General features: G+C 74.2%; 14 protein-coding genes and 1 other RNA gene. 3 read left to right on the forward strand and 12 right to left on the reverse strand.

What is annotated here, in order from left to right; translation table 11 throughout:
* Nucleotides 1-99: 99 nt before the first annotated feature.
* The 3 genes from F0L17_RS08970 to F0L17_RS08980 all read right to left on the reverse strand — a co-directional run bounded on the left by F0L17_RS08970 (nt 100) and on the right by F0L17_RS08980 (nt 4105).
* Nucleotides 100-1284, reverse strand: coding sequence for a uroporphyrinogen-III synthase (locus tag F0L17_RS08970; protein WP_155070664.1), 1185 nt, complete (start codon nt 1282-1284; stop codon nt 100-102).
* 134 nt (nt 1285-1418) lie between these two features.
* Nucleotides 1419-2858: a nitrate/nitrite transporter gene (locus F0L17_RS08975; protein WP_155070665.1), complete on the reverse strand. Its 1440-nt coding sequence runs from the start codon at nt 2856-2858 to the stop codon at nt 1419-1421.
* A 272-nt stretch (nt 2859-3130) separates the two neighbouring features.
* Nucleotides 3131-4105: a LysR family transcriptional regulator gene (locus tag F0L17_RS08980; RefSeq protein ID WP_338018015.1), complete on the reverse strand. Its 975-nt coding sequence runs from the start codon at nt 4103-4105 to the stop codon at nt 3131-3133.
* Nucleotides 4106-4189: 84 nt separating this feature from the next.
* Between F0L17_RS08980 and F0L17_RS08985 the strand changes: the two genes are divergently transcribed.
* Complete coding sequence (locus F0L17_RS08985; RefSeq protein WP_238419303.1) at nt 4190-5575, forward strand: MFS transporter; 1386 nt, start codon at nt 4190-4192, stop codon at nt 5573-5575.
* Nucleotides 5576-5624: 49 nt separating this feature from the next.
* Here the strand turns inward: F0L17_RS08985 and ssrA are convergent.
* The 5 genes from ssrA to ftsE form a co-directional block, all read right to left on the reverse strand.
* Nucleotides 5625-5995: a transfer-messenger RNA gene (gene ssrA / locus F0L17_RS08990) on the reverse strand.
* 245 nt (nt 5996-6240) lie between these two features.
* Nucleotides 6241-6720: an SsrA-binding protein SmpB gene (smpB, locus tag F0L17_RS08995; protein WP_155070667.1), complete on the reverse strand. Its 480-nt coding sequence runs from the start codon at nt 6718-6720 to the stop codon at nt 6241-6243.
* A gap of 18 nt (nt 6721-6738) precedes the next feature.
* Entirely contained in the window at nt 6739-7950 is a 1212-nt protein-coding gene (locus F0L17_RS09000) for a S41 family peptidase (protein ID WP_238419304.1), read from the reverse strand.
* 131 nt (nt 7951-8081) lie between these two features.
* Nucleotides 8082-8999: a permease-like cell division protein FtsX gene (gene ftsX / locus F0L17_RS09005; protein WP_155070668.1), complete on the reverse strand. Its 918-nt coding sequence runs from the start codon at nt 8997-8999 to the stop codon at nt 8082-8084.
* 9 nt (nt 9000-9008) lie between these two features.
* Nucleotides 9009-9698 carry a cell division ATP-binding protein FtsE gene (ftsE, locus tag F0L17_RS09010; protein WP_031510745.1) on the reverse strand — a complete coding sequence of 230 codons (690 nt, stop codon included), beginning with the start codon at nt 9696-9698 and terminating at the stop codon, nt 9009-9011.
* Nucleotides 9699-10016: 318 nt separating this feature from the next.
* Between ftsE and F0L17_RS09015 the strand changes: the two genes are divergently transcribed.
* A complete protein-coding gene (locus F0L17_RS09015; protein ID WP_155070669.1) occupies nt 10017-10217 on the forward strand; it encodes a hypothetical protein in 201 nt (66 codons plus the stop codon).
* A 184-nt stretch (nt 10218-10401) separates the two neighbouring features.
* On the opposite strand, the gene F0L17_RS09020 is transcribed toward F0L17_RS09015, so the two are convergent.
* The 4 genes from F0L17_RS09020 to F0L17_RS09035 form a co-directional block, all read right to left on the reverse strand.
* Nucleotides 10402-11355: a collagen-like protein gene (locus tag F0L17_RS09020; RefSeq protein WP_155070670.1), complete on the reverse strand. Its 954-nt coding sequence runs from the start codon at nt 11353-11355 to the stop codon at nt 10402-10404.
* A 276-nt stretch (nt 11356-11631) separates the two neighbouring features.
* Entirely contained in the window at nt 11632-12747 is a 1116-nt protein-coding gene (gene prfB / locus F0L17_RS09025; RefSeq protein WP_162465978.1) for a peptide chain release factor 2, read from the reverse strand.
* Between the two features lie 127 nt (nt 12748-12874).
* Nucleotides 12875-14173, reverse strand: a complete 1299-nt coding sequence (locus F0L17_RS09030) for a serine/threonine-protein kinase (RefSeq protein WP_155070671.1) — start codon at nt 14171-14173, stop codon at nt 12875-12877.
* A 134-nt stretch (nt 14174-14307) separates the two neighbouring features.
* On the reverse strand, nt 14308-16122 hold the full coding sequence (locus F0L17_RS09035) for a protein kinase domain-containing protein (RefSeq protein ID WP_162465979.1): 1815 nt from the start codon (nt 16120-16122) through the stop codon (nt 14308-14310).
* A gap of 552 nt (nt 16123-16674) precedes the next feature.
* On the opposite strand from F0L17_RS09035, the gene F0L17_RS09040 reads away from it, so the two are divergent.
* Complete coding sequence (locus tag F0L17_RS09040; protein WP_155073374.1) at nt 16675-20016, forward strand: FHA domain-containing protein; 3342 nt, start codon at nt 16675-16677, stop codon at nt 20014-20016.
* Nucleotides 20017-20037 lie beyond the last annotated feature (21 nt).

The following is a 20037-nucleotide window of genomic DNA, read 5'->3' on the forward strand; positions in this document are numbered from 1 at the left end:
GGCAGCCGTCCACCGTACGCCAGGAAAAGGGACCGCGCACGCGCGAAACCGGCGGGGACCGGGCCGGTGGGGGCCGGGCGGCCGGCGCGGGCGTGGTGCTCAGCCGTCGCGGCGGCGGTCCGCGTCGGGCGTACCGGTGTCGGCGGGGGAGCCCCCGGTGTCGGCGTCGTGGCCGTTGTGCGGGTCGAAGGCCAACCGGTAGCCGCGCTTGACCACCGTCTGGACCAGCCGGGGACTGCCCAGCGCCGAGCGCAGCCGCGCCACCGCCGTCTCCACGGCGTGCTCGTCCCGTCCCGTCCCGGGCAGGGCGCGCAGCAGGTCGGCGCGGGAGACCACCCAGCCGGGCCGCCTGGCCAGGACCCGTAGCAGCGCCATCCCGGCGGGCGGCACGGGCCGCGGTTCACCGTCCACGACCACCGCGTGGCCGCGGATCTCCAGCCGGTGTCCGCCCACGGGCAGGACGGGGGCGCGGGCGGGCAGCTCGCGGCAGAGCACCTGGACGAGCGGTCCCAGCCGGAAGCGCTCCGGCCGCACCACGGGCACGTCGTGGGCGGTCAGCGGCAGGGCGGTGACGGGCCCCACGCAGGCGGCCAGCACCTCGTGCCCCAGCGCCGCCAGCAGCTCGTCCCGCACCCCGCGTTCCCCGGCGCGCTCCAGCAGCGAGGCGGCGGCGGGCGCGCTGGTGAAGGTCACCGCGTCCACGGCGCGGGCCAGCACCGCGTCGACGAGCCGGTCCACCGGGCCGATGTCCTCGGGGGGCAGCCAGCGGTACACCGGAACACCGACGACCTCCGCTCCCCCGGCACGCAACGACTCCACGAAGCCGGGCAGCGGCTCGCCGTGGAGCTGGACGGCGACCCGGCGCCCCGAGACGCCGTCGGCCAGCATCCTCTCCAGCACCTCGGCCATGGACTCCGAGGGCGGGGACCACTCCTCGGTCAGCCCGGCGGCCCGTACGGCGCCGCGCACCTTGGGCCCGCGGGCGAGCAGTTCCGCGCCGCCCAGCACGGCCCTCAACTCCTCGCCCAGCCCCCAGCCGTCGGCCGCCTCCACCCAGCCGCGGAAGCCGATGGCGGTGGTCGCCACGACGGTGTCGGGCGCGTGGTCGAGCAGGGCCCTGGTGGCGTCGAGCAGTTCGCCGTCGTCGGCCAGCGGCACGATGCGCAGGGCCGGGGCGTGCATCACCTGCGCGCCGCGCCGTTCCAGCAGGGCGCCGAGTTCGTCGGCACGGCGGGCCGCGGTGACGCCGACGGTGAAGCCTTCCAGTGGTCCGACCTGGTGCATGGGCTCCTCGTCCGCAGTCGTTCGTACGGTTCCCACCGTACGGTCGTGGGCGAGCCGAGCCTGCCACCGGCCCGTGACGGGCTCGGTTCGCCGTGGTTTCCCCGGTGTTACGGGGGGGTCGGCCCGCTCCCCCCTCACACCCGCGCGTGGACGGGGCGTTCCTCCGCGCCCGCCCCTCCCGTCCGTCCGGCGGTCCCCCACGCCCCGGCCTCCTCCGCCGGGCCGGTGCCCGCGCCGGTGGCGGGGACGGCGGCGGGGGCCGGGCGCCGCAGGTATACGAACCAGGTGACCGCCGCGCAGGCCGTGTAGTACCCCAGGAAGACGACGAAGGCGCCGGTGCCGGAGCCGGAGGCCGCGAAGGACTGGCGCAGGGCCATGTTGATGCCCACGCCGCCGAGGCCGCCGACCGCGCCGATCAGCGCCATGGACGCGCCCGACAGCCGGCGGGCGTGGGCGGCGGCGGTCTCCCCGGTCAGGCCCGCGGCCACGGCCTTGGCCTGGAAGATGCCGGGGATCATCTTGAAGGTGGAGCCGTTGCCCAGACCGGTGAGCACGAACAGGACGACGAAGGAGGCGATGAACAGCGGCAGCGACTCCCGCGCCGACGCGACGACGGTGAGGCCGGCCGCCGCCGTCATCGCCGCGAAGTTCCACAGCGTGACGCGGGCGCCGCCGAGCCGGTCGGCCAACCGGCCGCCGACGGGGCGGATCAGCGAGCCCAGCAGCGGGCCGACGAAGGTCAGGGAGGCGGCCTGGAGCGGCGTGCGGTCGAACTGGTTCTGGAGCACCAGGCCGAAGGCGAAGCCGTAGCCGATGAACGAGCCGAAGGTCCCGATGTAGAGGAACGCCATGATCCAGGTGTGGCGGTCCGCCGCGGCCCGCTTCGCCGCCCCCGTGTCGCCCCGGACGGGGCCGAGGTTGTCCATGTGGCGGGCGCTGAGCACGGTGGCCACGACGATCAGCGGCAGGTAGGCGGCGAGCAGCAGCCGGGGCTGCGCGGCGCCGGCCACGGAGATGATCAGCAGTCCGACGAGTTGGACGACGGCGACGCCGATGTTGCCGCCGCCCGCGTTCACGCCCAGCGCCCACCCCTTCAGGCGCAGCGGGTAGAAGCCGTTGATGTTGGTCATGGAGGAGGCGAAGTTGGCGCCGCCGACACCGGTGAGGACCGCCACCGCCATGAAGGTGGTGTACGACGTCCCCGGCTCCATCACGACCAGCAGGGCGATGGTGGGCGCCAACAGCATGGCGGCGCTGATCACCGTCCAGTTCCGGCCGCCGAAGCGGGCGACGGCGAAGCCGTAGGGCACGCGCAGCGCGGAGCCGACCAGTGAGGCGACGGCGACCAGGAAGAACTTGCCGGCCGGATCGACGCCGTACTCGGGTCCCATGAACAGGGCGAGCACCGAGAACATGCTCCACACCGAGAAGCCGATGTGCTCGGAGACCACCGACAGCACGAGGTTGCGACGGGCGACGTGCCGGCCCTCCCGTTCCCAGAAGTCCTCGTCCTCGGGGTCCCAGTGCTCGATCCAACGGCCCCTGCCGCGGCCTGCGGACGTCGGAGCGGTCATGGCGCCTCCACGGTGTCGGGTGTCGGTGCCCGACGCTAGGGGCGGCGCGTTTCGGCCCGGTGCCCCCAGATGACCTCCGCGCAACCTTGCTCTCACCCGGGTGTCGGGGAGCGTGTGAGCCGCCCCGGCGAGTCCCCGTGGTGTGTGCTTCCGCGCCGGTCGGGGCGCGGCGGAGCACCCCGTGCGTCGTCGGCCGGGGCTCGGGGTTCAAAAGCCGCCGGGTGCGCGTGTGCCCGTGCGCGCTGTACGCCGCGAACGGTTCGGCGGACGGCTCAGCGGACGGCCGGGGCGGCTCCGAGGAGCCGCTCGTCCGGCTCCGGCAGCCAGAAGCCGCGCGGGCGCTCCCGCCAGCCCTCCGCCTCGCCCAGCCGCCGTACCGCCCGGTGGAGGGCGTCCAGTCCCGGATGGCGCAGGCCGCGCCGCCACACCAGGGAGACCGGCGCGAGCGGTACGGGGTCGACGAGCGGGCGCAGCACCATGCCCGGCAACTCGATGAAGACGTCGCTGGCCAGCACCGCCCAGCGGCGTCTGCGCACGGTCCGGACGAACTCCTCCTCCCCCTCGATCTTCGGGAAGGGCTCGGCGAGTCCGATGCCGCGGCCCGCGAAGAGCCGGCGGGCGTAGTCGGTCCACTCGGCGGTCTCGGGGTTGCCCGCCCCCGCGTACAGCGTCTCCCCCGCCAGCGCCTCCAACGGCACCCTCGGCAGCGGGGCCAGCCGGTGGTCCTCGGGAAGCAACACGGCCGCCCTCTCGTATCGGACCAGCCGGTGCTCCAACCCGGCGAGCACGACCGGGTCCAGCCCGGCGACCCGACCGAAGGAGACGTCGAGCCGCCCGTCGGCGATCTCGGTCGCGGCGCCGGTCAGCCCGCTGTGGTAGCGGACGACGAACTCCGGTTCGAGATCGGGCCGCCGGGCCTCGTCCAACACCCGTCGACCGGTGGCGACCGGTGCGCGGACATCGACGATCAGGGGGCGCTCCTCGCGCACGGTGGCGGCGTTCAGTTCGTCGTGCGCCGCCAGTACGCGCCGCGCGTACGGCAGCAGCCGCTCCCCCTCGGCGGTCGGGGCCACGCGCCGGGTCGTCCGGACGAACAGCGCGGCGCCGAGCCGCTCCTCCAGCCGCCGGACGTCGCGACTCAGCGCCTGCTGGGCGACGAACAGTCGTGCGGCGGCGCGGGTGAAGTTCAGTTCGTCGGCCACGGCGACGAAGGCCCGCAACAGCCGGGGATCGATGTCTCGGGACACGTCCACAGATTTACAACAGAAGTGAGTGAAAGGCCAGTGAAAAGGTGTTGGACGCCTCGTCACCGACTGTCCGAGGGTGTGTGCATGCCGCATCACACCTCCTTCCCCGCCCCCGCACGCCCCGTCTACGCCCGCCGCCACGGCGATCCCGCCACCCCCCTGTACGCGATGGGGGGCGGAATCCTGATCGTCGCGTCGCGCGCGCCCGCGGCCCGCCCCGGACACGGCGGCACGGCGGAGCGCCCCGTCCGCGCGGGGTGGGCCGCGCCGTACGCCCGGCTGCTCGCGTCGCCCGACACCCGGGCGTTCCTCCTGGCCGGCCTCCTCGCCCGGCTGCCGGCCGGGATGTTCTCCATCAGCGCGATCCTCATGATCACCGCGGTGCACGGCTCGTACGCCCTGGCCGGAGCCGTCACCGCCGTCGGACTGGCCGCCACCGCCGTCGTGGCACCACTGACGGCCCGCCTGGTGGACCGGTACGGACAGTCCCGCGTCACCGTGCCCGCCGCCGCCGTCTCGGTGGCGGGCTCGCTGACGCTGGTGCTGTGCGTGCGGTACGGCGCACCACTCTGGACCCTGTTCGCCGCCCAGCTCGCCACCGCCACGGCCCCCAACGTCGGAGGCATGTCACGGGCTCGCTGGGCGCACCTGCACCCGGGCCCCTCCGCCGCCGCCACGGCCGCGCGGCACACCGCCAACTCACTCGAACAGGCGCTGGACGAGGTGTGCTTCGTGCTCGGCCCGGTGCTCGCCACCGTCCTGTGCACGTCCCTCGCCCCCCAGGCGGGCACCCTCACCGCCGCGTCCCTGCTGCTGGTCGGCGCCCTGTTCTTCGCCTGCCTGCGCCGCACCGAGCCGCCCGTCGCCCCGCGCGACGGTTCCGCCCCCTCGGCCGCCCCGCTGCGGGTGCCGGGGATGCCGCCGCTGCTGACCGCGTTCCTCGCCACCGGCGCGGTCTTCGGCGCGCTGGAGGTGGTGACGGTGGCGTACGCCGACGCGTTGGGGCACCGATCGGCGGCGGGGGCCGTACTGGCCCTCCAGGCGCTGGGCTCGGGAGCCGCCGGGCTGGCCTTCGGTGCCCTGCGTCCGACCGGGCAGGTCGGACGGCGCTTCGCCGGCTGTGCGGGCGCGATGGCCGCTCTGATGCTGCTGCCACTGCTCGCCGCCGGTGCCCGCAGCCTGCCGGTGCTGGCTCCCGCGCTGTTGGTCGCCGGCATGGCAACGGCTCCGGCGATGGTCACCGGCATGACGCTGGTCCAGCGGCTGACCCCGCCCGACCGGCTGAACGAGGGCATGACCCTGGCCGTCACCGCGCTGTTGGGCGGCATAGCCACCGGCTCGGCGGTGGGCGGCTGGGTGGTGGAACACCTGGGCGCCGTCTGGGGGTACGCGGTGCCACCGGCCGCCGCCGCGCTCGCGGCGACGGTGGCGGTGGCCGGCGCGGCGGCCGCGGCCCGTCCCCGAACATGACGAAGGCCCCGCCGTCGAGATGACGGCGGGGCCTTCGCCCACATGGGACGAGTGGAGATGGCGGGAATCGAACCCGCGTCCAACGGTGCAGAACCAGGGCTTCTCCGAGCGCAGTCCGCTGTGCTTTTCTCGGCCCCGGCGGTCACGCGGACAAGCCGCCGACGGGCCCAGTCACTGTTCTATGTCCCACACACCCCCGTGACCGGGGCATGCGGTGAGTTCCCTAGCTGATGCCAGGATCCAGGACGGGAACGCGCCTGGGCTGACACTTCGCGAGTCGCTGCTCAGGCAGCGAGGGCGAAGGAATCGCGCTTGTTGTTGGCGATTATTTTTTTGCGGCACGTGGTTAACGAGATCATTGCCGCGTTCCTCGGCTCGCTTCCCCTGCTTCAACAGCCGCTGTCGAAACCGATCATCCCCATGTTGAGTTGACAAGCACGTCCGGCTCGGCCGGACGGCGCCGTCGCCATTCTACGGGATCAACGCGGAGGGCTGCCAGCGTATTCCCCCGCGGGGATCCGCCCCGGCCGCCCGCGCCGAGCGCCGTACACCCCGTCCAACGGCACCGTGCCGCGGCTTGTTCCCGTCCACGGCCCCTTTTTCCTTCCCTCCCCCGTTTCCGTCCCGCAAGCCGTCGGGGGCGGGAAGGGGGCCGGCGACCGCGCCTACGCCCGCTGCCGCCGCCGCGCGGCGGACACCGCGCGCTCGGCCTCGCGGCGGTCCTGCTTCTCCCGCAGCGCCTGCCGCTTGTCGTACTCCTTCTTGCCCCGTGCCAGGGCGACCTCGACCTTGGCCCGGCCGTCCTTGAAGTACAACTGGAGCGGGACCAGCGTCAGCCCCGTCTCCTGGAGCTTGCCGATCAACTTGTCGATCTCGGCACGGTGCATCAGCAGCTTCCGCCGGCGTCGAGCGCTGTGGTTGGTCCACGTCCCCTGGCTGTACTCGGGGATGTGGACGTTGTGGAGCCACGCCTCACCGCCGTCGATCTGGGCGAACCCGTCCACCAGCGACGCCCGTCCCTGCCGCAGCGACTTCACCTCGGTGCCGGTGAGCACCAACCCGCACTCGTAGGTGTCGAGGATGAGGTAGTCGTGCCGCGCCTTCTTGTTCTGCGCGATGAGTTTGCGACCCGTCTCTTTAGCCATAGCCCGGCCATTGTTCCACTACGACCGGGGACCGAGGCCACTCAATACCGTGCGGGCCTCCTCCTCGACGTTCTGCCCCGCCCGCACCTCCAGGTCCGGAACGAGCCCCTCCTCCTCGAAGGTGCGTCCGCCGGGGGTGGTGTAGTGCCCCACCGTCATCTCGGCCACCGAGCCGTCCGGCTGCTCCCGCGGCACCTGGACCGATCCCTTGCCGAAGGTGCGGGTGCCGACGACGACCGCCCGGCCGCGGTCCTGGAGGGCACCGGCCAGCAGTTCGGCCGCGCTCATGGTGCCGCCGTCGACCAGTACCACCAGGGGCGAGGTGGTGTTCCCGCCGGGTTCGGCGTGGAGGGCGCGCTGGGCGTCGCCGTCGCCGTAGGTGGCGACCAGCCCGCCGTCGAGGAAGGCGGAGGCGGCGTCGGCGGCCTCGGCGACCAGCCCGCCGGGGTTGCCGCGCAGGTCGAGCAGGATTCCCCGGTCGGGCGCGAGGTCCTCGACGGCCCGGCGCACCTGCCCACCGGTGCCCTTGGTGAAGGAGTCGATCCTGATGAGGGTGGTGTCGGCGGCCAGGGAGGTGGTGGTGACGGTGTCGACCCTCAGCCGCGCCCGCCCGAGCTCCTCCTCCCACCGCCGGCCGTCCCGGTCGAGGTCGAGGACGACCCGGCTGCCGGGCTCCGCGCCCGCTCCGGGCGGGCCGCCGCGCAGCATGGTGACGACCTCGGTGACCGGGCGGCCGTCGACGTCGTCGCCGTCCACGGCGAGCAGTCGGTCGCCGGGACGGACGCCCGCCTCGTCGGCGGGGCTGCCGGGCAGGACACGGGCGACCTCCGTACGCCCGCCGTCCGCGCGGCGCAGGGAGACGCCGACGCCGACGTACACGCCGTTCAGGGAGCGTCGCAGCCCCTCGTACTCGTCGGCGCTGTAGGCGGCGGACCAACGGTCGCCGCTGCGACTGACCAGCTCCTCGGCATCGTGGGGCTCCTCCCCGCGCCCCGTCTCCGCGGTGAGCCCGTGGGGGCCGGCGCCGGGAGTGCCGTGCCCCGCCGAGACGACGTCACCCTCCGTGACGCCTCCCCATGACTCGGTGACGGCTCCGGTCGCCAGCGCGGCCACGAAGACCAGGCTCAGTCCGGCCCCACGGAGGGCGCGGTGGGACCGGGGAACGCGGTCCGAAGGTCCGCCGACGAACCCGGGGGAACCGTGTGGAGACATCATGGACGGACCCGACATGCTGCGGAGTCTAGGACACGGGCGGGCGTCGCACGGGAGGTTGCGGACACGGCGGCCGCGTCCTTCGTCACACCCGGAGCGCGCCCGGGGGCTTCGGGGCGGCCCCCGAACGCCCTCCGGGCGCGGTCACATCACACCTTCAGGTACTTACGGAGGGTGAAGAAGGCCGCCAGGGCGGGCATCAGCACACCCACCACGAGGATCAGCGGGACGACCTTGAACAGCGCGTCCCAGCCGATGAAGTTGATCAGCGGCATCTCCTGCGCCAGCGACAGGCCGGCGTCGATCAGGAAGTAGCGCCCGACCACCAGCAGGACGGCCGCCCCCAGTGCGCCCAGCAGGCCCGCGAACGCGGCCTCCGCGATGAAGGGCATCTGAATGTAGAAGCTGGAGGCGCCCACCAGCCGCATGATGCCCGTCTCGCGGCGCCGACTGAACGCCGCCACCCGAACGGTGTTGACGATCAGCAACAGGGCCACCACCAACATGAGGGCCATCAGCCCGAGGGCCGCGAAGTTCATGCCCTCCAGCATCCGGAAGAGATTCTCCAGGTACGCCCGCTGGTCCTGGACCTCCTGGACGCCGTCGCGGCCGGAGAAGGCGGTGTTGACGACCGCGAACTTGGTCGGGTCCTTCAACTTCACCCGATAGGACTCCTGCATCTGGTCCGGGGTCAGCGAGTCGGCCAGGGGGGAGTCCTTGAACTGCTCCTGGTAGTGCTCGTACGCCTGCTCGGCGGACTCGTGGTAGACCTTCTCGACGATGTCGAGCTTCTCCAGGTCCGCCTTGATCTGGCGCTTCTGCTGCGCGGTGACCGCGCCCTTGGCACAGTTGGGGTCGGACGTGGCGTCGTTCTCGTTGCAGAGGAAGATCGACACCTGGACCTTGTCGTACCAGAACCCCTTCATGTTGCCGACCTGCTGGCGCGCGAGCACCGCACCGCCGAGCAGGGCCAGCGACAGGGCGACGGAGACGATCACCGCGAAGGTCATCGTGAGGTTGCGGCGGAGACCGACGCCGATCTCCGACAGTACGAACTGGGCGCGCATGGCGTCCTTTCAGTGCTGGTAGCCGTAGACACCGCGCGACTGGTCGCGCACGAGACGGCCCTTTTCTAGTTCGATCACGCGCTTGCGCATCTGGTCGACGATCTGCTGGTCGTGGGTCGCCATGACCACGGTCGCCCCGGTGCGGTTGATCCGGTCCAGCAGCTTCATGATGCCGACGGAGGTCTGCGGGTCCAGGTTGCCGGTCGGCTCGTCGGCGATCAGAAGCTTCGGCTTGTTCACGAACGCGCGGGCGATGGCCACGCGCTGCTGCTCACCACCGGACAACTCGCCGGGCATCCGGTCCTCCTTGCCCGCCAGGCCGACCAGGTCGAGCACCTGCGGGACGGACTTGCGGATGTCGCCGCGCGACCTGCCGATCACCTCCAGCGCGAAGGCGACGTTCTCCCCCACCGTCTTGTTGGGGAGCAGCCGGAAATCCTGGAAGACGGTGCCGATCTGGCGCCGCATGTGCGGCACCTTCCAGTTGGACAGGCGGGCGAGGTCCTTGCCGAGGACGTGCACCTGCCCGTGGCTGGCACGCTCCTCCCGCAGGATCAGCCGCAGGAAGGTGGACTTGCCGGAGCCGGACGAGCCCACCAGGAAGACGAACTCGCCGCGCTCGACCTCCAGGGAGACGTCACGGAGGGCGGGGCGGTTCTGCTTGGGGTAGAACTTCGAGACGTTGTCGAATCGGATCACGGATTTACACCACGTCGACCTGGGTAGGGGCAGCGGAAGCCGCGGAGTGGACCCCCGTCGGTGTGGTGACACTACGCGAAGGGGCGTGGACTCCGCAGTCGGCGTCCGGTGTTGGTGGCTGCGATCACGGGGCCATCGGGCACAAACCAGGTACAAACCAGTCACATGACAGGCGTTGACCCCGGCTTTCTGCGCTCCGGTCCGATCGCCGGCACAGTGGAGGCAGAGCTTCCGGACTCCCGGGGGCGGGCGCCGGAAACGGCGGCCGGGAACAGAGGACCGCCCGGCGACGTTGGCGCTACATAAGGAGGACATCGCATGACGTGCGACCGACTGGTGTGCGCCAACTGCGCGGGGCCGGTGAGTGAGGGGCGCTGCTCGGTGTGCCGTGCGCACCGCGAGCGGGTGCACCGGGAGAACGGACCGTTCTCGCCGGCCTCCCTCTCCCCCACGGCTTTGGCGGCACTGCTGCTCACCCTGATCGCCGTGGCCCTGCTGGCGCGCCAGGCGGCGGTGTAGACCGCCTCCACGGCTCCTGCCGGGGCGACGGGCCGACGGCCCCCACCCACCCGTGGGCGAGGACATGACGAGGGCCCGGGACACCCACGCGTCCCGGGCCCTCGTCGCGCGTGTCGGCCGCTTCCGCGTCACCACCCCGGCGCGTCCGTCACCGGCTGTGACGGACGCGCACCGGACGGACGGTTCAGGCGACGGTGCCGCGGCTCGCCAGGCGCGGCATCAGGCGGAAGCCGACGCCACCGGCGATCATCGTGGCCGCTCCGACCAGCAGGAGGGTCGTCTCGCCGGCACCGGTCTTGGCCAGCTCCTCCTTCGGCTTCTCCTGGCTGATCGGCTTGGTGCCGACGGAGTCGGTGTCGGTGCCGCAGTTCACGCTGGACTCGTCCAACACACAGGTCTGCGCGTTGTCCGTCCCGTCGTCGACTCCGCTGCCACCGGTACCGGCCGGCTCCGTGCCGCCGGTGCCGCCGGTGCCGCCCGTGGACTCGTCGCCACCGGTGGTGGTGTCGCCACCGCCGTTGCCACCGATACCGCCGGTGGTGGTGTCACCGCCACCGTTACCGCCGGTGCCACCGGTGGAGTCGTCGCCACCGGTGGTGGTGTCGCCACCGCCGTTACCGCCGATGCCGCCCGTGGACTCGTCGCCACCGGTGGTGGTGTCACCGCCACCGTTACCACCGTTGCCGCCCGTGGAGTCGTCGCCACCGGTGGTGGTGTCGCCACCGCCGTTACCGCCGATGCCGCCCGTGGACTCGTCGCCACCGGTGGTGGTGTCGCCACCGCCGTTGCCACCGATGCCGCCCGTGGACTCGTCGCCACCGGTGGTGGTGTCACCGCCACCGTTGCCACCGATACCGCCCGTGGACTCGTCGCCACCGGTGGAGTCGCCACCCGTGGCGCCCTCGACCAGACCCTGGACAACGCCCTCGATGACTCCGTCATCGCCGCCGGTGGTGGTGTCACCGCCACCGGTGGAGTCGTCGCCGCCGGTGGCGCCGGCGACGGTCTCGCCGCCGGAAGAGCCCTCCGAGCCGTCGAGGGCCGACGCCGTGCCGACGGCGGTCAGCGACACGCCCGCGAGGAAGACCGCACCCGCGGCGACCCTCGCGACACGCAGCCGCGTCTTGGAATTGGTCATATGCCAACTACCCCCAGTAGTTGTACTCGTCAGTGGGGCAGCCGTGCGGGGTTCCCTGCGTGCCGGGGTCCGTCGTGCCGAGCCTGCGACCGGTTTCCGTCGGGCTCTGCCCACCCCCGTGCCCACGCGCCCCGAGCACGCGCATGCCAGCCCGCATGCTTTCCCAGGCAAGACGGCCCCGTCAAGCTGGAACCACGCGAAATGTCCGTGTTGGTGCGACAGTTGGGGCACTCGACAGCCGGGTTGTGACCGGACTTGTACAACCGTGCGCCGGTTTCAGCCGGCGTTCTGCTCCTGCTGCTTGCGCCAGCGGATGCCCGCCTCCAGGAAACCGTCGATGTCGCCGTCGAGGACGGCCTGGGGGTTCCCGACCTCGTACTCGGTCCGCAGGTCCTTGACCATCTGGTACGGCTGCAGGACGTACGAGCGCATCTGGTTGCCCCAGGAGTTGCCGCCGTCCCCCTTGAGGGCGTCCATCTTGGCCTGCTCCTCCGCCCGGCGGTGCGCCAGCAGACGGGCCTGGAGGACGCGCATGGCGGCGGCGCGGTTCTGGATCTGGGACTTCTCGTTCTGACAGGAGACGACGATGCCGGTCGGGATGTGGGTCATTCGCACCGCCGAGTCGGTGGTGTTGACCGACTGGCCACCGGGTCCGGAGGAGCGGAAGACGTCGACCCGGATCTCGTTCTCGGGAATCTCGATGTGGTCGGTCTGCTCGACGACCGGCATCACCTCGACGCCCGCGAAGGAGGTCTGGCGGCGGCCCTGGTTGTCGAAGGGCGAGATGCGCACCATGCGGTGGGTGCCCTGCTCGACGGAGAGGGTGCCGTAGGCGTAAGGGGCCTTGACGGTGAAGGTGGTGGACTTGATGCCCGCCTCCTCCGCGTACGAGGTGTCCAGGACCTCGGTCGGGTAGCCCTTGCGCTCGGCCCAGCGCAGGTACATGCGCATCAACTGCTCGGCGAAGTCGGCGGCGTCCACGCCACCGGCCTCGGCGCGGATGCTGACCATGGCCTCGCGGGGGTCGTACTCGCCGGAGAGGAGGGTGCGGACCTCCAGCTCGTCCACGGCCTTCTGGACGGACCGCAGCTCGGCCTCGGCCTCGGCCCGCGCGTCGGCGTCGCCCTCGGTCTCGGCCAGCTCGAACAGGATCTCCAGATCGTCGATGCGGCCGTGCAGCTCCTCGACCTTGCGGAGCTGGCCCTGGAGCAGGGACAGCCTGCTGGTGACCCGCTGGGCGTTCTCGGTGTCGCTCCACAGGTTGGGGTCGGCCGCCTGCTCCTCGAGCACGGCGATGTCGGCCCTCAACTTGTCGAGGTCGAGAACGGCCTCGATCGACTCCATGGTGGAGGAGAGGGACTTCAGAGCTTCGGATACGTCGACGACTGCCACGCCTCCAGCCTAACGGCTGGGAGAACCGTTGCCTCCGCAGCGTCCGCGGCCCGCTGCCGGCCGCCCGGTGGCGGGGCGGTCGGCAGCGGACGCGCGGGGGTCGGCGGGGCCGGTCGGACCGGCGCGCTCAGGGGGCCTCGGGAGCTTCGTCCTCGGTGGAGGAGGACGGGGCGGCCGGACCACCGCCGCCGCCCTCGCCGTCGTCGCCCAGCACCAACCACCCTCCGATACCGAGCGCGGCGGCGAGGGCCGTGGCCGTCACACCGAGCCTGACGCGACGGCGGCGTTCGGCCGCCCGGTGGCGCGCGGAACCGGCGCGCGGACTGCCGTGGGCGCGGGGGGCGCGGGCGGTGCCGTGCGCCCCGCCCGCCAACTCGTCCGCGCCGGGGACGCGCATGCTGGTGTGGGTGTCGCGGGTGGAGTCGGGGGCCGGGCCGCCGTGGACGAGCGGGACGGCGCCGCGTCCGGGCGTTCCGTACGGTCCGTCCTCGTACGGGAGGTCGGTGCCGTGATCGGTGCCGTGGGCGTCCCGCTCTCCGTACGCCTCCGGTTCCGGTTCGGGCTCGTCGATGTCGAGCGGGGGCAGTCCGGCCAGCGACGGGAGCACCTCCCTCAGCCGCGCGGCCATCTCCGAGGCCCGCAGCCGGGAGGCGGGGGCCTTGGCCAGGCACTGGTTGAGCAGCCGCCACAGCTCGTCGGGGATGCCCGGCAGTGGTGCGACGCGCTCGGTGACGTGGCGGCGCAGCACGGCGCCGGGGTGCCCGCCGCCGAAGGGCGTGAAACCGGCCAGCAGCTCGTACAGCACCGTGGCCAGCGCGTAGACGTCAACGGAGGCGCGCGGCGGCAGCCCCTCGACGATCTCGGGAGCGACGTAGTCGGGGGTGCCGATCACCCGGCCCCCCGACCTGCCGCCCCCGCCCCGGCTGGGCGCGTCGATCAGTTTGGCGATGCCGAAGTCCGTGAGCAGCGCGGGTGGGGCGCCGCCCGGTCCGGTCGGGCCGTGTGCGTCGAGCAGGACGTTCTCGGGCTTGACGTCGCGGTGCACGATCCCGGCCGCGTGGGCGGCGGCCAGCGCGTCGGCGACGTCGACCGCGATGGCGACGGCGGCCTGTGGGGCGAGGCGGCGCTCGCGCTCCAACCGGGTGCGCAGGTCGGTACCGCGCACGAGGTCCATGACGAGGGCGAGGTCGTTGCCGTCGACCACCAGGTCGCGCACCTTGACGATGCGCGGGTGGTCCAGGCAGAGCAGCGCGGCGCGCTCCTGGACGAAGCGGCCCACCAGTTCCTGGTCCGACGCGAGGTCCTCGCGCAGCAGCTTGACGGCGACGGGGCTGCCCTGCGGCCCCACGCCCAGCCACACCGTGCCGGCGCTGCCCCGGCCCAGGATCCGGTGGGCGGTGTACCGACTGCCGATCTTCCGTGACATGGCGACAAAACTACGCGGCGGACGGGGTTCCGCGCCCCTCGGATGGCGGCAACCGTCGTCCCGGGGACGGAATTGCGGTCCCGAAAGTCGACAAAGCCATCCCGCCGCACGGCGCGGGCCGTCCCGTCACGCGGTCAGCCGTTGCCCGCCGGGGCGTCCGGGAGGTTCTCCCGGACGTCGTCGATGCCGTCCCGGACGTCCTGGACGTCGTTCTGGACGTCCTCGACCTTGTCGGCGGCCTCCTGCCCGGCGCCCACCAGGTCCTCCAACCACGCCCAGACGTCACCGATCCAGTTCTTGGTGTCCTCCCAGAACTGCCGACCCTGGTCCCACCACTCGGGCAGCGGGGTGAAGTTCCAGACCAGGACAGAGATCGCCACGGCGATCAACACCATGAACAGGCAGCCCTTGAGACAGCCCAGGCCCGGGATGCGCATCGGGTTGGCGCCGCGCCGCTGCCGGGGCTGTCGGGGCTCGGGCGGGCGCGGTGGCTCCTGCCGGCGCGGCTGCGGTTCCGGGGTTCGGAGCGGCTCGGGGGCGTACGCCTGCCGGGGCTGCCGCGGCTCCTGCCGGGGCGGCTCCGGCTGCCGGTACTGCCCGGGCGGCTCCGGTTGTCCGTACTGCTGGGGCGGCGGGGGCGCGGGACTGCGCCGGGGGCGGCGGCGCAGCGGGTCCAGCTCCGGGTCGAGCGGTTGGACCTGGGTCTGCTCGTTGCGGTCCCGGGCGGCGCGCAGTTGGGTCTGCCAGGGGTGCGGCTCCTCGGGGCTCGGGCCCCCACCGGATCCGCCCTGCCCCTCCGGTGCCCCCGAGGGCACCGGGGGCATGGCCCGGGTGGGGTCGAAGGCGCCGGTGTCGCCCCGACCGTCCTGACCGCCCTGCCCGGGGCCGGCGGCGTGCGGCAGGACACTGGTGGCGGCGTTGGGATCGTGGGAGGGCCCGTCACCGCCGGGGCCACCGGTGGTCGGCAGCACGCGGGTCGGGTCGGACGCCCCCGCCGGGCCCTGCGCGTCCCCGGACGCCGGGGTGGCCGGGGCGTCCGGACCGAGCAGCGCGCCGACGCCCATGGCGGCCTCCGCCTGCGCGGGCGTGGCGTGCGCGCCGATGCCGGCGGCGACCGTCCGCAGAGCGCGGGCGAGGTCCTCCGCGCCGGGGCGTTCGTCGGGGTTCTTGCGCAGACAGCGCTCGATGACGGTCCACAGCGGCAGGGGCACGTTGCCCGGACGCTGCGGCTCCTCGTTCAGATGGCGCTGGAGGACCTCCAGCGCGGTGCCGCCGCCGAAGGGGGGACGGCCGGTGACCAGCTCGTACAGCATGATGCCCGCGCCGTAGACGTCCACGGCGGAGGTCTGCGGCCGCCCCTCGGCGGACTCGGGCGCCACGTACGCCGGGGTGCCGACGAACTCGTGGGTGCGGGTCAGGCCCGGGGAGTCGGCCAGGCGCGCGATGCCGAAGTCGGTGAGCATCGGCCACAGCCCGGCGGGGTCGTCCTCGGAGCCGGCGAGCAGCACGTTGGCGGGCTTGAGGTCGCGGTGCACGATCCCGTCGGCGTGGCTGGCGGCCAGCGCGTCGGCGATCCGGGCGGTCAGCAACGCCGCGCCGACCGCCGAGAAGGGGCCGTTCCGCCGCAGGTGACGGTCCAGGTCGGGCCCGTCGATCAGGTCCATCACGAGGGCGAGCAGCTCGCCCTCGACCACCAGGTCGCGGGTGCGGACGATGTTGGGGTGGGTCAGGCGGAGCAGGACGGAGCGCTCCCGCAGGAAACGCATCACCACGTCCGGGTCGCTCGCCAGCTCCTCCTTGAGGACCTTGATCGCGACGGTCTCGCCGGGGTGCCCGGCCACGGCCGCCTCGGCGCCCGCCGTCTCCCTCTGGCGCGCGCGCCAGACGGTGCCCGTGGCGCCGCGTCCGAGCGGCTCTTCGAGCAGGTACTTGCTGCCTACCGGCCGCACGTCATGCGCTCCCTGGTTTTGTCCACAACTGCCGGGGCGGCCCACTGTACGGCGCCCCGGCGGCCCACTGTAATGCGGGAAGGGAGGGGGAGCGGAGGGCTCGGGCACGGCTCGCCGGGCCGGTCCGCGCGTCCGCCGTCCCTCCGTCCGCCCCGTGGCGCCGCCTCCGGCGCCCCCTGTTGTCCGCTTCTTTTCCCCGCGGGTCTTCCTCGGTTCGCTTTCCGCCCGTTTCCGGCCGTCGAGCAGGCCCGTCCCACGTGACGTCCCATGAGACGCGACGGTGCGGCGAACGGTTGCCACGGCGCGGTCGTACGCCGTGCGGAACCGGGCAGAAGCGGTGGAGGAAAGCCCGATCGGGAGAGGTGAGGGACGGCGGCCACGCGGATGGTGACCCATACCGGACCGAAACACTCGGCGGACAGACAAGTACCGGCCACTTTTTCATCCGGAGCCGACCAATCAAGATCATTCGGTGGATGATCGTGGACGCACCGACAGTGGTCGGTGCGAGGATGCATCCAGCATCACGGGACTGAAGAGGGGCCGATGTCGATGCAGATCCGGCTGACCGTCCTCGGGCCGCGCGGCGGCCACGCGGAGCCGACCGCTGGCGGGTGCGACGTGCTCGTGACCGCCCCTCCCGGCACGACCCTCTCCGCCGTGACGAGCGCCCTCGCCGCTGCCGCCGCCGCCGCGGGAGCCGCGCCCGCCGTCCCCTCCGGCGACGCGGTGACGGTCTTCGCCGGGGCGCGCCGACTGGACGCCGACCGCCAGATGCTCGGGGTGCCGCCGCTGGTGGACGGCGCGGTGGTCTCGCTGTACGGGCCGACGGCCCCCTGGGGGCACGGCCCGGCGCCCGGTGGCGCCCGGGCCCGACTGCACGTCGTCGCCGGGCCGGACGCGGGCGGCGTCCATCTGCTGCGCGGCGGACAGGTGCGCCTCGGTCGCTCGGCCGAGGCCGACGTGCCGCTGGACGACCCGGACGTCTCCCGGCTGCACTGCGCGATCACCGTCCCGGACAGGGGCACGGCGACCGTCACCGACCTGGCCTCCACCAACGGCACGACCGTGGACGGCACCGCGGTGCACGACCGCCCGGTGCCGCTGCCGCCGGGCGCGACGCTGCGGCTGGGCGAGTCCGCCGTACGGCTCCGGTCGGGAGACGCGGACGAGGGGACGGACCGGATCCTGGCCACCCTCCCCGACGGCGAGGGGCGGCTCCGGATCGCCCCGCCGGCCGGGACGCCCGACGGGGCGCGGGGCACCACCGGTCCCCCCGGCCGGACGCCGGCGGCCGAGACGGTCGGCGGACTGGGCACGGCGACCATCGCCCCGGCCCCGCCCGCGCCACCGTACGGATCGGGCGGGGCGACCACCCCGTACGTCCCCGATCCGGCGCGGGCGGCCGAGGAGGCCGAGCACGAACGCGCCGCCCACCCCTTCCCCGCCGGCGGCGGCACCCACGGCGCCGGCCTCGCCCGTCCCCGGGGCGACACGGACCGGCCCGCCGACCGGCGCGGGCGCGGCGGGTTGGGCTCCTGGGCCCGACGGCTGGCCGGGGGACGGGCGGAGGAACCGGCCGGCGCGCCCGGTGGGCCCGACGCCCCCGCGGCCCCGGCCCGGAGCGTGCCGGAGGACCACCGGCTGCCCGATCCGTCCGAGATCCTGCTCACCGCCGTGGGCCCCGGCCCCCGGCTGTGGGAGCGCGGCATCGACCACCCCGACGCGCTGGCCGTCCGGTTGGGCACGGTCCGCGGCGCGGGCGGTGCCGTCGCGCCGGTGGCGGTGGGTCTGCGGCGGACGGGCTCGCTGGGACTGGCCGGGCCCCGCGGCCGGCTGCTGCCCCTGGCCCGCTCGGTGCTCGCCCAGCTCGCCGCCCTGCACGGGCCGAGCACCCTGGAGATCGTGCTGATCGCCCCGGGGCGGGCGCCCGGCGGCGCGCGCGACGGAGCCGGTGGGCGGGAGGGGGACTGGTCCTGGATCGGCTGGCTGCCGCACCTGCGCCCGGCACACGGCCAGGACTGCCGACTGCTGTTGGCGTACGACCACGAGCAGGCCGCCGCCCGCGTCGAGGAGCTGCTCGAACGGCTGGACGCCCCGGCCGCCGCTCCGGGAACGGGCTCGGTCCGGGGCCCGTCGACCGTCGCCGTGGTCGACGGGGACCCGGGCTCCGCCGAGCTGCGCGAGGCCGTCTCCCGGCTGGCCGCGCACGGCCCGTCCGCCGGCGTGCACCTGCTGTGCCTGGCCGAGACCCCGGCCGCCACTCCCACCTCTCCGCTCGCCGACACCCTCCGGGCGGCGGCCTCCGTCTCCCCCGCCTTCCGCTCCTGCGGTGCCGTCGGCCTGCTCAGCGGCGCCGTCGCCACGGCGGTCCGGCTGGTCGTGCGCGGCACGGACCCGGCGACCGCGCCGGTGGCCGGCGTCGACGGCGTGTCGGCGGCCTGGGCCGAGCGCTTCGCGCGGGCCCTGGCCCCGCTGCGCGAGGCCGACGCGACCGACGGCCCGTCCGCGGCCCGTCCCGTCCCCCTGCCGGAGAGTTCGCGGCTGCTGGACGAGCTTGGGCTGGCACGGGCCACGCCCGCCGCACTGCTGGCCCGCTGGGCCGACGACCCGGTGGAGCGGGCGGACGGAACGCCCCGGGCGGCGGGCCGGGGTCCCGGCCCGGACGGTGCTCCCGCCGGAGCCGGTGTCCCCGGCGGGCCCGGCGGCCCCGTCGGCCCGCGCGCCGGGGCGGTTCTCGGCGCCGGAACGCGCGGCCCGGTCACCGTCGACCTCGCGGCCGACCGCGGCCCCCTGCTGATCGGCGGCCCGGCCGGCTCCGGCAAGACGGAACTGCTGCGCTCCCTGGCCGCCTCGCTGGCCGCCGGGGAGCGGCCGGACCGGCTCTCCCTGGTCCTGGTGGACGGCGACGGCGACGGGCTGCGGCCCTGCGGCGACCTCCCGCACGCCTCGACGTACCTGCCCGCAGGGGATCCGGTGCGGATGCGGGAGTTCGCCCAGGCCCTCAGCGGAGAGCTGAAGCGCCGCGCCGACATGCTGGGCGACCTCCCCTACGAGGCATACGCGGCACGGGAGGCGTGGGCGCGGCACCGCGCCGCCGCCGGCCCGGCCGCCCGGGTGGTGGCCCAGCGCCGGACCGGGGGCGGGCCCGGTGTGGGCCGGCCCCCGCACCGGCCCCCGCACCGGGCACAGGTCCCGGCCCCCGGCACGGGTCCGGTTCCGGTGTCCGGCGGCCCGGGGGACGAACGGCCGGGCCGGGAGGGGCGGTACGGCACGGACCGGGGCACCCTCGCGCTCCGGTCGCGCGGCGAGCTCCCCGGCGAACTCCCCGTGGCCGGCGGGGACGGTGAGAGCGGCGGGGGCGGCGGAGCACCCGGTCCCCTGCCCCGCGTGGTGGTCGTCGTCGACGACTTCGACACCCTGGTCGCCCCCGCGCTGGGCAACCCCGGCCGTCCGGCGGCCGGTTCGGTGGTACGCGCGCTGGAGGCCGTGGCACGGGACGGCGCCCGGCTGGGCGTCCATCTGTTGGCCGCGACCGGCCGCCCGGAGCACACGGAGCACACGGCCGCCGACCGGGGCGCGCCCCTGCGGGTGTTCCTGGGTGGGGACGGCGGTTCGGCCGCCGAGGGCGTGCCGCCCGGACGCGGTGTGCTCCACCGGCCGGACGGTTCGGTGACGGCCTTCCAGGCCGGTCGGGTCTCGGGCCGCATACCCCGGACGGCGACGTTGCGGCCCACGGTGGTTCCCCTGGACTGGGCGCGCGTCGGCGACCCGCCCACCCGGCGTCCCGTCCGCGAGCTGGGCAACGGGCCCACCGACCTGGCGTTGCTGGCCAGCGCGATCGAGCGCGCGGCGCGCGAGGCGGGCGCTCCTCCGCCTCCCCCCTTGCTGTGAGCGCCGAACGACCGTTCCCGC

Source organism: Streptomyces taklimakanensis (genome assembly GCF_009709575.1).
Taxonomy (GTDB): domain Bacteria; phylum Actinomycetota; class Actinomycetes; order Streptomycetales; family Streptomycetaceae; genus Streptomyces; species Streptomyces taklimakanensis.